Annotated in this window: 11 protein-coding genes; 9 read left to right on the top strand and 2 right to left on the bottom strand. The window is 38.0% G+C overall.

Features of this window, described 5'->3' with window-relative positions:
- Window positions 1-40: 40 nt before the first annotated feature.
- Entirely contained in the window at window positions 41-1,000 is a 960-nt protein-coding gene (locus OQX64_RS21620) for a hypothetical protein (protein ID WP_265820321.1), read from the bottom strand.
- A 125-nt stretch (window positions 1,001-1,125) separates the two neighbouring features.
- Between OQX64_RS21620 and OQX64_RS21615 the strand changes: the two genes are divergently transcribed.
- The 9 genes from OQX64_RS21615 (at window position 1,126) to OQX64_RS21575 (ending at window position 11,023) form a co-directional block, all read left to right on the top strand.
- Window positions 1,126-1,560: a MarR family winged helix-turn-helix transcriptional regulator gene (locus OQX64_RS21615; RefSeq protein WP_088302260.1), complete on the top strand. Its 435-nt coding sequence runs from the start codon at window positions 1,126-1,128 to the stop codon at window positions 1,558-1,560.
- A gap of 5 nt (window positions 1,561-1,565) precedes the next feature.
- On the top strand, window positions 1,566-3,971 hold the full coding sequence (locus OQX64_RS21610) for a 3-hydroxyacyl-CoA dehydrogenase/enoyl-CoA hydratase family protein (protein WP_265820320.1): 2,406 nt from the start codon (window positions 1,566-1,568) through the stop codon (window positions 3,969-3,971).
- A gap of 56 nt (window positions 3,972-4,027) precedes the next feature.
- Window positions 4,028-4,378 (top strand): four helix bundle protein, encoded by a 351-nt coding sequence (locus OQX64_RS21605; RefSeq protein ID WP_265820319.1) that lies wholly within the window; start codon window positions 4,028-4,030, stop codon window positions 4,376-4,378.
- Between the two features lie 60 nt (window positions 4,379-4,438).
- Window positions 4,439-5,614 carry an acetyl-CoA C-acyltransferase gene (locus OQX64_RS21600; RefSeq protein ID WP_088302263.1) on the top strand — a complete coding sequence of 392 codons (1,176 nt, stop codon included), beginning with the start codon at window positions 4,439-4,441 and terminating at the stop codon, window positions 5,612-5,614.
- Between the two features lie 159 nt (window positions 5,615-5,773).
- Window positions 5,774-7,567: an acyl-CoA dehydrogenase family protein gene (locus OQX64_RS21595; RefSeq protein WP_265820318.1), complete on the top strand. Its 1,794-nt coding sequence runs from the start codon at window positions 5,774-5,776 to the stop codon at window positions 7,565-7,567.
- 158 nt (window positions 7,568-7,725) lie between these two features.
- Window positions 7,726-8,166, top strand: a complete 441-nt coding sequence (locus OQX64_RS21590; protein ID WP_265820317.1) for an FKBP-type peptidyl-prolyl cis-trans isomerase — start codon at window positions 7,726-7,728, stop codon at window positions 8,164-8,166.
- A gap of 217 nt (window positions 8,167-8,383) precedes the next feature.
- A complete protein-coding gene (locus tag OQX64_RS21585) occupies window positions 8,384-8,875 on the top strand; it encodes an FKBP-type peptidyl-prolyl cis-trans isomerase (RefSeq protein ID WP_265820316.1) in 492 nt (163 codons plus the stop codon).
- Window positions 8,876-9,811, top strand: a complete 936-nt coding sequence (locus OQX64_RS21580) for an FKBP-type peptidyl-prolyl cis-trans isomerase (RefSeq protein WP_265820315.1) — start codon at window positions 8,876-8,878, stop codon at window positions 9,809-9,811.
- A gap of 186 nt (window positions 9,812-9,997) precedes the next feature.
- Window positions 9,998-11,023, top strand: coding sequence for a hypothetical protein (locus tag OQX64_RS21575; RefSeq protein ID WP_265820314.1), 1,026 nt, complete (start codon window positions 9,998-10,000; stop codon window positions 11,021-11,023).
- Between the two features lie 63 nt (window positions 11,024-11,086).
- Here the strand turns inward: OQX64_RS21575 and OQX64_RS21570 are convergent, their stop codons facing one another.
- The gene (locus tag OQX64_RS21570; protein ID WP_265820313.1) at window positions 11,087-12,385 is read right to left on the bottom strand and encodes a cryptochrome/photolyase family protein; all 1,299 of its coding nucleotides are present in this window, start codon (window positions 12,383-12,385) and stop codon (window positions 11,087-11,089) included.
- Window positions 12,386-12,399 lie beyond the last annotated feature (14 nt).

The following is a 12,399-nucleotide window of genomic DNA, read 5'->3' as shown; positions in this document are numbered from 1 at the left end:
TTTATGCCATAACATTTTATGGTTCATTAAAAATGGATGACTAATGAATCAATGTGATTGTTTTTTTAATGTTATTCAGGTCACTCATGCTGAAATTTGGCGATTGAAAGGAAAACATCTGGTAAATCAGTAATCCGTCTCTGCTATCATAAATACTGATGATTTTATCATTCGAACGTTTCGTGTAAACCAGGTATTTAATGTTTGAATCTTTATTCAGAATTAAACTATCCAGTATGGCGTTCGATACGAATTTGATTTTATAACGGTATGGTGCTTCAGTAGCTATGTCTTGTACCGGAGCAACAGGCTGGGCTGAGAAAACCTCCCTGATATATTCAGGAAGGTATAAGGTTTCATTTACCAGTTCAGGAAGTCTTACTTTATTATAGAACTGATAATCCAGTCCGCGTGTCTGGTTGGATAATAGTCCATCATTAATCTGTTTTAAATAGCCCGATAGCATACCCGGAGACCAGTTTAAGAAAACAGCCTGATTATAAAGTAAATTCAGCTGTTTCGATTTTGCAGCTCTTTTTGAATTGGACTGCTCAATAAGCGACATTTGTAAGCTGGTCAGTACATCCGGAAAAAGGGTAACCGTAGCCAGCGTGGTTTCTGCAAATTGCTTCGGGTTTTCGGATGGTGAAATCACCTTTAGTGCATAAACCAGGTTCAAATTTTTAAGGGTGTCAATTTGTTCGCTATAGCTGTCTAAATAAAAAAAAGAATAATCCGTTGAGCGCTGATAGCCCGCCAGTTCTTCTGGTTTAATAATTTTATAGGGTGTAATGGTCCAGGATTTTTTTATGGCTTCCTCAAATTTTTCAACAGATTTATATCCGGAATAAGGTAAAGTAAATAGTGTAGTTGTTTTCTTTAATTTTTCTATCTTATCCAGTATTGTTGCCTCATTTCCAAAATATGATGTTTGCGCCAGACATGAAAAAGCAGGCAGCATCAATAAATGGATGATCAGATTTTTTTTCGTAAAAAGCATCGTTATGAAGGTTTGATTTGTATCCGTCTATTATAAGCATCTTTTAACAATTATTTTAAAATTTTCTATTGCAATAATAAAATACATTCATTAGCTTTGTTATGCAAGCATAATAAATTATTGAAATGAAACAACAGCAAACTATTGATTACCATGTGAAATTTGCATGGCAAAATATGTTTAACAAGTATAATCAGATGGCTTCCAGTTTTGGAATTACTCAGGCTATTGGTTATATGCTGATCAATATCAATGATGAAGAAGGTACTGCTGTTTCTAACCTCGCAGGGTTGCTTGGCGTAAAGGCAACCAGCCTGTCGCGGATGCTAAACAACATGGAAGATGCCAGCCTGATTTACAGAGAAACTTCTGTTGGTGATAAACGTTCGGTAAAAGTTTTTCTGACTGATTTTGGTAAAGAAAAGAAACACTTGGCTAAGGGGGTTGTTAGAAAATTTAATGAATATCTCGATGAACATTTTTCTAAAAAGGAAAAAGAGACTTTCATTAATCTGTTGATAAAATTAAATGATATAACTGTAGCATATACTGTTGATTAATAATTATGAAACGAAGCATAAATAAAGTTGCTGTTCTGGGTTCAGGAATCATGGGTTCGCGGATTGCATGCCATTTTGCCAATATTGGTGTAGAAGTTTTGCTTTTAGATATTGCCCCGAAAGAACTGTTACCAGAAGAACAGGCAAAAGGATTAACTTTAGATAAACCGGCTGTTAAAAACCGGATTGTAAATACAGCCTTGCAAACGGCTGTCAAAACAAATCCATCACCAGTTTACACTAAAAAGGCACTGAATAAAATTAAAACTGGAAATTTTGATGATGATATGTCGAAAATTGCCGGCTTTGATTGGGTAATTGAGGTGGTGGTAGAAAATCTAGATATTAAGAAAAAGGTTTTCGAGCAGGTAGAACAATTTCGTAAACCTGGCACTTTAATCACTTCTAATACTTCAGGCATTCCTATTCACTTAATGGCTGAGGGCAGAAGTGAAGATTTTAAAGCGCATTTCTGCGGTACACATTTTTTTAATCCACCCCGCTACTTAAAATTACTGGAGGTGATTCCAACGCCATATACCAAACCGGAAATTGTTGATTTTCTGATGCATTATGGCGATAAGTTTTTAGGTAAAACAACTGTTTTATGTAAAGATACGCCTGCATTTATTGCCAACCGCGTAGGGGTTTATTCCATTATGGCTTTACTCCACCTGGTTGAAAAGCTGGACTTAACGGTAGAAGAGGTTGATAAATTTACAGGTCCGGCTTTGGGCAGACCAAAATCGGCCACCTTCCGTACATCGGATGTGGTGGGGTTGGATACCATGATTAAAGTAGCCAAAGGACTCTATGATAATTGTCCGGATGATAAAGCCCACGAATTATTTAAACTTCCTGCCTACGTGCAGAAAATGGAAGAGAACAAATGGCTGGGCGATAAAACCAAACAAGGTTTTTATAAGAAAACAAAAACGGCTGAAGGCAAAACAGAAATCCTCGCACTGGACTTAAAAACATTAGAATACAAACCTCAGCAAAAGGTTAAATCAGCTACGCTGGAGATGACCAAACCTGTTGAAAATCTTCCCGAACGCATGAAGATTTTTGCTAAGGGGAAAGATAAGGCAGGTGAGTTATTCCGCCATTCTTCTTTTGGTTTATTTGAATATGTGTCTGATCGGATTCCGGAAATCTCTGATGAGTTGTATCGCATTGATGATGCCATGCGTGCGGGTTTCGGCTGGGAATTGGGGCCATTTGAACTTTGGGATGCTGTTGGCGTAAAAGAAGGTGTAGAAGGCATGGAGCAATATGGGAACAAAGCTGCGGCCTGGGTGCATGAAATGCTTGATGCAGGCAATACTTCCTTTTATAAAGTGGAAGCGGGTATCAAAAAGTATTATGATATTCCAACCAAATCTTATAAAGCCCTGCCTGGAACGGATGAGTTTATTATCCTGGATAACATCCGTGAAAATAAAACCCTTTGGAAAAACTCCGGTGTTTCCATCATCGATTTAGGGGATGGCATTTTGAATGTAGAGTTCCACACCAAAATGAATACCATTGGGGGCGATGTAATTTCAGGTATTAACAAAGCTATTGATATGGCTGAAAAAGACTATCGTGGTTTAGTAATCGGTAATGATGGTGCAAATTTCTCTGCCGGTGCAAACGTGGGCATGATCTTTATGATGGCGGTAGAGCAGGAGTGGGATGAACTGAATATGGCCATTCGCATGTTTCAGAATACGTCTATGCGCATCCGTTATTCCGCTATCCCGGTAGTGGTGGCACCGCATAACTTAACACTTGGCGGTGGCTGCGAGTTCAGCTTACATGCAGATCATGTTCAGTTATCCGCAGAAACTTATATGGGATTAGTAGAATTTGGTGTAGGCGTGATCCCTGGAGGAGGCGGTACAAAAGAATTTGCTTTACGTGCATCTGATGAATATAAAGATGATCAGATTGTCCAGAATGCTTTAAAAGAACGCTTCTTAACTATTGGAATGGCAAAAGTATCCACTTCAGGATATGAAGCTTATGAACTAGGGTATTTGCAAAAGGATAAATTTTCCATTTCGATGAACCGCAACCGTTTACTGGCCGATGCAAAAGCGAAAGCCATTGAACTGGCCGATGCCGGGTATACCAAACCCGTTCAAAGAACGGATATTAAAGTGCTTGGAAAGCAAGGCTTAGGGATTGTTTATGCCGGTGCAAATAGTATGTACGCCGGACATTACATTTCTGAGCATGATAAAAAAATCTCCGAAAAATTAGGTTACGTGATGTGTGGCGGGGATCTTTCATCGCCTACAGAGGTAAGTGAACAGTATTTACTGGATTTGGAAAGAGAAGCTTTTTTATCATTGGCGGGAGAACGGAAATCATTGGAAAGAATTCAATCTATTATAACCAAAGGCAAGCCGTTGAGGAATTAAAAAGATAAAGGAGTAAAGAGCCAGGAACAAGGAACAAAGGAGAAGAGCATAGTAAAATGCATAATTTTAGGCAACTGCAGATTTGGAAAGAAGGCATGGCGATTACCAAAGCAACCTATTTGGTCATCAATAATATGCCTGCAACAGAAAAATTTGGTTTAATATCACAGATTTCCAGATGTGTTGTTTCTGTTCCCTCCAATATTGCGGAAGGCTCTTCCAGATCTTCAAATAAAGAATTTTCACATTTTTTATCAGTTGCTCTGGGTTCGTTATTTGAACTTGAAACACAGGTACTGCTATGTGTTGATTTAGGTTTTCTTGTTTTGGAAAACACTGAACAATTAATAAAAGATATTATTCAGTTACAAAAGAAAATATCGACGTTTAAAAAATCACTTATATAATGAAACAGGTTAAGGAATGATGTCTTTATTCTTTGTTCCTTAATCTTTAATCCTAATAAAATGGAAGCATATATTATAGCCGGATATCGTACAGCAGTGGGTAAAGCTCCACGCGGCGTATTCCGTTTTACAAGAGCAGATGATCTCGCTGCAGAAGTGATCAGGGCTTTGGTGGCATCAGTTCCAAATTTAGATAAGGAACAAATTGATGATGTGATTGTAGGGAATGCCACACCAGAAGCTGAACAGGGCTTGAATATTGCCCGGATGATTTCGCTAATGGGTTTAGATACCGATAAAGTTCCCGGGGTTACTGTAAACCGTTATTGCGCATCAGGTTTAGATACCATTGCAACTGCCGTAGCTAAAATTAAGGCAGGAATGGCAGATTGTATCATTGCCGGTGGTGTGGAAGTAATGAGTGGAATGCCATTTGGTGGCTGGAAACTGGTTCCGAATGCGGAAGTAGCGAAAAATAATCCAGACTGGTATTGGGGAATGGGACTAACCGCTGAAGCCGTAGCTAAAGAGTATAATGTAAGCCGTGAAGATCAGGATGCCTTTGCACTTAAATCTCATGAAAAGGCCATCCATGCCATTAAAAACGGACATTTAAAAGATGGAGTGCTGCCCATTACCGTAAATGAAAATTACCTGGATGAAAACCTGAAAAAGAAAACACGATCTTATGTTGTAGATACGGATGAAGGGCCCCGTGCAGATACCACTTTGGAAAAACTGGCAAAATTGAAACCCGTTTTCGATGCTGTGGGTAGTGTAACTGCAGGTAATTCATCTCAAACTTCAGATGGTGCAGCATTTGTTTTAGTGGTGTCTGAAAGGAAAATGAAAGAATTGAATGCAGAGCCGATTGCCAGATTAGTGAGTTATAGCGTAGCAGGTGTGCCACCAAGAATTATGGGTATCGGACCGATTGAAGCAATACCTAAAGCTTTAAAACAGGCCGGTTTAAATCAAAATGAGATTGACCTGATTGAACTGAATGAAGCTTTCTCTTCGCAATCACTGGCCATTATCAGAACACTGGATTTGAATCCGGACATTATTAACGTAAATGGTGGCGCTATTGCTTTGGGCCATCCGCTGGGATGCACCGGAGCAAAACTAACCGTTCAGATGATGAATGAATTGAAACGGCAAAATAAGAAATATGGTATGGTAACCATGTGCGTAGGTACGGGACAGGGTGCAGCAGGTATTTTTGAACTTTTATAGACTTGAGAAGCCAGATATGAGATTTGAGACAGCAAGTGTAATCAAGAAAACTAGAGTCTCAAATCTTATGTCTCCTATCTCACATCTTGAAATATTATGAATTGACTTTGAGTTGAGCTGGTCTCACATCTCAAATCTCATTTCTCAAATCTCATAACAATGGAAACAACTGAAAAAAAAACGATTAAAGGCGGCGAATTCTTGATAAAAGAAACCGTTTATCAGGATGTATTTATCCCTGAAGAATTTGATGAAGAACAACAGATGATTGCGCAAACGTGTCGCGATTTTCTGGAGGCAGAAGTTTATCCGAATTTAGATAAAATCGATAAGCAGGAAGACCCTGAATTAATGCCAGCATTGCTGACTAAAGCGGGTGAATTAGGTATTCTTGGCGTCTCTGTTCCGGAAGAATACGGCGGTTTTGGCAAGAACTTTAACACTTCCATGTTGGTTGCTGATGTGGTTGGTGCCGGTCACTCTTTTGCTGTGGCACTTTCAGCACATACAGGTATCGGAACTTTGCCTATCCTCTATTATGGTAATGAAGAACAAAAAGCGAAATATATTCCGAAATTAGGATCTGGTGAGTGGAAAGCCGCTTATTGCTTAACGGAACCCAATTCAGGATCGGATGCAAATTCCGGTAAAACAAAAGCAAAATTGAGTGATGATGGAAAACATTATACGATAAACGGACAAAAAATGTGGATTACCAATGGTGGTTTTGCAGACATTTTTATTGTTTTTGCCAAGATAGATGATGATAAAAATCTAACCGCATTTATCGTAGAGAAAGATTTCGGTGGCATCACCATGAATCCTGAAGAGCATAAGATGGGAATCAAGGGTTCATCAACCCGCCAGGTTTTCTTTAATGATTGTCCTGTGCCTGTTGAGAACATGCTGAGCGACCGGGAAAATGGGTTCAAAATTGCTGTAAACATTTTAAACATCGGCCGGATTAAGTTATCGGCAGCGGCAATCGGGGCTTCTAAAGCAACATTAAATACAGCTATTAATTACTCGAATGAACGCAGTCAGTTTGGCCGCCCCATTTCAAAATACGGAGCCATTCGCTTCAAAATTGCTGAGATTGCATCAAAATTATATGCCGTTGATGCGGCAAATTACAGGGCCGGACAAAATATAGATGATACTTATGATCAATTGGTTGCCGGGGGAATGGAATCTGGTAAAGCGAGGTTAAAATCAGTAGAGCAGTTTGCGGTTGAATGTGCGATTTTAAAAGTTTGGGGCTCTGAAGCACTGGATTATACAGTTGATGAAGGCGTTCAGATTTATGGTGGGATGGGCTTTAGTGCCGATGCACCAATGGATAGAGCCTATCGCGATGCCCGGATCAACCGGATTTTTGAAGGAACGAATGAAATTAACCGCCTGTTAACGGTTGACATGATGTTGAAGCGGGCCATGAAGGGAGAACTTGATTTGATGGGCCCGGCTACAGCCGTGGCAGCCGAATTAATGAGCATCCCTGATTTCGGCGAAGAAGACACGACTTTATTCGCTGCGGAGAAGAAAGTTTTAGCTAATCTTAAAAAAGCGACTTTAATGGTTGCTGGTGCGGCCGTTCAAAAACTCATGATGACTTTAAGCAAAGAACAGGAAATTCTGATGAATATTGCTGACATGGCAGGCTATGTTTATGTGCTGGAATCTGCTTTGCTTAGAACAGAAAAATTAGTAGCAACCAGGGGCGAGGAAGCCGCAGCTGGTCAGTTAGATTTACTCCGGATTTATATGGTTGAAGCAGTTGATGGTGTAGCTAAAGCAGGTAAAGAAGCACTTTGGGCCTTTGCAGAAGGTGATGAGCAAAGGATGATGTTGGTTGGGCTTCGCAGGTTTACCAAAGTAGAACCTTTCAATGTGAAGGATGCCCGTCAGCGGGTAGCGCAGCAGTTAATCGAAGCCAATAAGTACATCTTTTAGCCATAAAGGTTAAAGTTATGAAGGTTTAAGATTCGGGTGTATGTGCCAGAATCTTAAACCTTTTTTTATGTTCTTTACTTTTGCAAAGTAGTAAAAGGATGATCAATAAAATTAATTGCGAATAGGAATTCGAAAGCCTATTTTTGGAAATGATTAAAATGAAATACTTTACTTTTTTTATGCTGCTTGTTGTTATTGCAATTTCGTCTTGTAAAAAAGATGAAGATACAGATAAGCAGATCACTGATTTTATTGCTAAAAATAATATTCCAGCAACAAAAGATGCCTCTGGTTTATATTATCAAATTATCAAGCCTGGTACAGGAAGCTTTACTTATCCTGCCAATACCCGGATTATCATTAAATATGAAGGCCGGTTGTTAGATGGTAGTGTTTTTGACAATGGAGGAGGAAAAGAGCAAACTTTTGTACTTTCACAATTGATTCAGGGCTGGCAAATCGGCATTCCAAAAATTCAGAAAGGTGGTGAGATCAGGTTGATTATTCCGCCAGGTCTCGGATATGGAGGCAATGCTGCAGGCTCCATTCCAGGGAATTCGGTTCTTGATTTTACCATACAACTTTCCAATACGCAATAAGCTTAAAGGCCAAAAATTGAAAGCTTAAAGACTGAGCGATAAGCAGATTAAAACAGATCCAATGCAAAAAGACAATCAAGACATGCTACACCCTGGTTTAGCGGTGTATTATATGCTCATTTTTCGATAGTGTATTTTCAGTTTAGTCTTTCAACGCCGCTTTTTGTTAAAATTGGTTAAAAATTGTTGCATCCATATTAAAAGCTTATTTTTGCCAATGATGCTTAAATTCAAATATTTAATATTGTTGGTATGCCTTATAGGTTGTTTTGCAGCCTGTAAAAAAAATGAGGCATTCGAAACGTATGATCCCTTACCCCAGTTTGCGGCAGATACCACGGCTATCAGGGCCTTTATCAAGACCAATAATATTCCGGCAATAAAGGATCCGTCGGGCGTTTTTTATCAGGTAATTGAACCGGGAACAGGTAGTGTAGCCTATACTACAAATACTCAGATTACAGCAGATTATGTGGGCAGATTACTGAACGGTACTATATTCGACGCATCTAAAGGCACACCAATTACATTTGCCTTAGGCCGGGTAATCGCCGGATGGCAGATAGGAATTCAAAAAATCCAAAAAGGAGGAAAAATCAGATTGATTATACCTTCCTATTATGCTTATGGAAATAGGGCACAGGGAGCGAGTATCCCTGCAAATGCTATACTCGATTTTAATATCACACTTACAGAAGTTACAAATTAAATGAACAAATTTACCAAACTTGGCCTTTGCTTAGGTTTATTGGCTACAGTACTTTTCAGCGCCTGCAAAAAAGAATACGACTCCATTGAAACGATTGATGGAGCTACTCTTCAATCTTATATCGCTAAAAATAATTTAACAAGTTCCATGATCCAGGATCCTGATAAAACGGGGTTTTATTATCAAGTCATTACAGCCGGAACAGGTTCTAACTTTAGAACGGCAGATTCTGTATTTTATAATTTAACAGTTAAATCTTTAACAAACGGAACAACTTATCTGCAGTCTCCATTAGTTGCTAATTTGAATAATCTTGTTGGTTATACGAACGTTCTAACTAATTCTTCACTGGCTACCTCCACCCATAATGGTAGTTATGATATTCCAGCAATTAGAACTGCAATACTTTCACTTAAACCAGGAGGAGTAGCTCGTATTTTATTGCCGTCGTATTTGGCATTTGGAAAGAATGGTGCCGGAACTATTCCTTCAAATGAATTAATAGACCTCATTGTAACGACCTATCCATATCAAAAGCAAGCATTATTAGATGATAATAGAATTACTACTTATTTAACATCTAAAGGCTTAACTGCAACAAAAGACCCAAGTGGCATCTACTATATTGTGAATACCGTTGGCGCTGGTGATGCGATTGCTGATGTGGAGAAAAGTACTGCCGTGATTAAATATACAGCACGAACTTTAGACGGTACTGTTTTTGATTCGAATTCTGATGGTACTTTTTCAACAGGATTTGCTGAAGCTACTGGAGTGATCCAAGGGTGGAAAACGATTATACCTAAGTTTAAAGTGGGTACAAAATTAAGAATGTTTATACCCTCTGCTTATGCTTATAAAGCAAGAACTGATGTGTCAATTTCACCAAATAGCGTTTTAGATTTCGATATTGAAATCGTAAGCGTTACGAATTAGCCAGGGCTTCCTTAAAAACTTTTAAAACCCTTTCCTATGCAAATCTATGCTCAACTATTGGTTGGGCATTTTTTTTGATTATAAAATAATAGCTCCGATATAAAGATATATCGTATGATTAATTATTTAATAGCTTGCTTTTTATTTGTATGTTTGGGTTAGTAAGGAAAAAAATACAAGATACATATGAAAAAAAACAAAAATTTAGGCTTATTAATACTACTATCATTTAGCATGATTTCGTTGTTCTCCTGTAAAAAGGATGCAAATAGAGAAGATGTAGCTAAAAAAACTTCATCGAACGCAGTTACTGTTGAAAATGGATATTTAAAGTTTAGGGATCAGAAAACTTTCGATTCATTAATTAATATTTTACTAAAAGCAAATGGTACACATCCATTAGTCATTAAAAATTCTGAAGGCTTTAAATCATATAAAGAATTTTATTTAGAGGTTGAAAAGGAATTCTCGAATTTGAATGATGATTTATCATTTAAGAAATTTCAAACAAAATATAGCGGTTTAGTAGAAATAAAAGCTGATAGCTCAATTAGCTATAAATTTGGTACACCACTTTCGGCTTTGTTTACGAATATTAATGGTGAAGTTAAGATAGGAGATATGATGATTGTATATAACAAAAAAGGGAAGATAATATCATATGTTGGGCAAAAAAAATCAGAACTTGAACTTGAGAATATTAAAAAGACAGATAGTTCAAAAAATATTTATGTACAAAATCTATCAATTAAGAATAGAATATTAGCTGGTACACCAGTAAATGGACCTACATCTACTTCAGTTATCTCTTCTCAACTGTATTACAATGAAGATGGTAAAAGAAGATTATTTGTTGATTTATGGGCTGACTCTACACCAAGAACAGATTCGGAAACAAACAATAATATTACCCCAATCATAAGATATTATTTTACTTCAAGACAAGAACTAAAAAGAACATTTGGAGGTTGGAGAACAAACGAAACTGACTATTATTTCAGCAATCTAAACTATAATTATTCTATAGCTAATCCACCAATGCTAACCGAAAATATTAATTTTAACTTACCCTACTACAGCGTTGGGAGCGCGACTGGACCAATTATTGTTGATTTGGGATCAAAAGTAGGCTATTTAATGAGTACACTAAAGGGGGCAGGTCGTTTTTATTCAGGTGGTGTACCTAATGCACCTTTATTTTCTATCAATTAAAAATAGTGAATTAAAACTCTTTGTTTTACTGCAGCAAGTATACTAATTATTCAACATTTACAGTTAATTTAACGCCTCTTTAAAAACTTTTAAAACCCTTTCCCTTGCAAATTTATGCTCAACTATTGGTTGGGCATATTTTTTGGTATCAAATTCTGGCACCCACTTCTTGATATATTCAAATTTAGGATCGAAACGCTTGGTTTGTAGTTCAGGATTAAAGACTCTGAAATAAGGTGCTGCATCATTACCGGAGCCTGCTGCCCATTGCCAGCCACCCACATTACTCGCCATTTCATAATCCAATAGTTTACCTGCAAAATAAGCTTCTCCCCATCGCCAGTCAATCAGCAAGTGTTTGGAGAGAAAGCTTGCGGTTACCATGCGCACCCGGTTGTGCATCCAGCCGATTGTATTAAGTTGCCTCATCCCCGCATCAACAATTGGATATCCTGTATTTCCTTCACACCAGGCTTTAAATTCCTCTTCATTGTTGCGCCATTTTATTTTATCGTATTGTTTTTTAAAAGAATCATGAGCCGAATAAGGGAAATGCCACAAAATCATCATGTAAAACTCGCGCCAGGCCAGTTCTGATAACCAGACATTGGATTTTGCAGCTACGGCATCTTTAACCAATTTGCGAATGCTGATGGTTCCAAAGCGCAAATGTAAGCCAATACGGGTAGTTCCGGCGATAGCCGGATAATCCCGCTTTTTGGCATAATCATCCAGTTTACTTTTATATTCAATTTTCGGGAATTGCAGCTTACTTTTTTCAAAACCCATTTCCTTCAGGCTGGGTAAAGGCAGGTGTTTGGTTTCCAGCAGGTTTTTAATATATTTTTTAGTGGGATAGGCTTTTGTGTAAAATTCATTCAGTTTGGCTTGCCACTGTTTATAAAATGGCGTGAAGACTGTATAGGGTGTTTGATCTGCTTTTAAAATCTCACCCTTTTCAAAAATCACCTGATCTTTATAAGTCTTAAATTCAATATTTTCACTCCTTAAAAACTCCGCCATGTTATCATCCCGCTCGCGGGCATATGGTTCATAATCATGGTTGGTGTATACTTCAGCAACATCATATTCTTTTAATACCTCCGGCCATACTTTTTCAGGCTTGCCATATTTCACCAATACATCCGATCCTTGTTTTTGAAGTGTGGTCTTTAAATCTTCAATAGTCTGATAAATAAAGGTAATCCGGGCGTCATCCTTTGCCAGTTGATCTAAAATATTTTGATCAAAAATGAAAAGTGGCAGAACCGCATGGGCGCCTTTCAGCGCATGGTATAAAGCGGCATTATCTTCCAGGCGTAAATCACGGCGGAACCAAAAAATACTAATTGTTTTCTTCATCTATTTGAAATTAT

It is taken from the genome of Pedobacter sp. GR22-10, assembly GCF_026239715.1.
Classification (GTDB): domain Bacteria; phylum Bacteroidota; class Bacteroidia; order Sphingobacteriales; family Sphingobacteriaceae; genus Pedobacter.
This window is presented reverse-complemented; position numbering and strand designations above follow the sequence as displayed.

Bases quoted from the DNA above. Each gene is read 5' to 3' on its own strand.
- OQX64_RS21610 (WP_265820320.1), top strand. From the start codon at position 1,566: ATGAAACGAAGCATAAATAAAGTTGCTGTTCTGGGTTCAGGAATCATG.
- OQX64_RS21570 (WP_265820313.1), bottom strand. From the start codon at position 12,385: ATGAAGAAAACAATTAGTATTTTTTGGTTCCGCCGTGATTTACGCCTG.
- OQX64_RS21605 (WP_265820319.1), top strand. From the start codon at position 4,028: ATGCATAATTTTAGGCAACTGCAGATTTGGAAAGAAGGCATGGCGATT.
- OQX64_RS21580 (WP_265820315.1), top strand. From the start codon at position 8,876: ATGAACAAATTTACCAAACTTGGCCTTTGCTTAGGTTTATTGGCTACA.
- OQX64_RS21575 (WP_265820314.1), top strand. From the start codon at position 9,998: ATGAAAAAAAACAAAAATTTAGGCTTATTAATACTACTATCATTTAGC.
- OQX64_RS21620 (WP_265820321.1), bottom strand. From the start codon at position 1,000: ATGCTTTTTACGAAAAAAAATCTGATCATCCATTTATTGATGCTGCCT.
- OQX64_RS21595 (WP_265820318.1), top strand. From the start codon at position 5,774: ATGGAAACAACTGAAAAAAAAACGATTAAAGGCGGCGAATTCTTGATA.
- OQX64_RS21615 (WP_088302260.1), top strand. From the start codon at position 1,126: ATGAAACAACAGCAAACTATTGATTACCATGTGAAATTTGCATGGCAA.
- OQX64_RS21600 (WP_088302263.1), top strand. From the start codon at position 4,439: ATGGAAGCATATATTATAGCCGGATATCGTACAGCAGTGGGTAAAGCT.
- OQX64_RS21585 (WP_265820316.1), top strand. From the start codon at position 8,384: ATGATGCTTAAATTCAAATATTTAATATTGTTGGTATGCCTTATAGGT.
- OQX64_RS21590 (WP_265820317.1), top strand. From the start codon at position 7,726: ATGAAATACTTTACTTTTTTTATGCTGCTTGTTGTTATTGCAATTTCG.